At 47.2% G+C, this 388-nt stretch carries 1 pseudogene; it reads right to left on the bottom strand.

The annotated features are described in order from the left end of the window. Positions 1-388 (bottom strand): annotated as a pseudogene (locus Q4528_RS12790) (hypothetical protein); the annotation flags it as partial.

The raw sequence follows: 388 nt of genomic DNA, 5'->3' as shown, positions 1-388 counted from the left end.
CTTAAAGGCTGGTGTAACCAGCGATTTAGCAAGCGGCTTCCCATGGCAGTGGAGCTGCGGTCTAATATTGAACTTAGGGTGTTTTCGTAGCCGCCAGCAAGGTTACGGGTTAACTCGAGGTTTTTACGGCTTGTGGCATCAAGTTGAATAAACTGATTTTGGCTCTCAACGATAATTGCATTGATATGCGGTAGGGCAGTGCGTTGGGTATCTTGAACATACTGCATTAAACAACCCGCTGCTGAAAGGGCTAGCGGGTATTCACTTACCCCAAAACCATCTAAGTGCCGAGTACCGATCTGCTGATTTAACACTTTTTGTGCGTTAGCTAATTCGTATTCCCATTCTCCAAGGCGGCGTAACCCTTTGTATGCTTGCAGCTCCGAGT

This window comes from Staphylococcus pasteuri (assembly GCF_030547725.1).
GTDB classification, from domain to species: domain Bacteria; phylum Bacillota; class Bacilli; order Staphylococcales; family Staphylococcaceae; genus Staphylococcus; species Staphylococcus pasteuri.
This window is presented reverse-complemented; position numbering and strand designations above follow the sequence as displayed.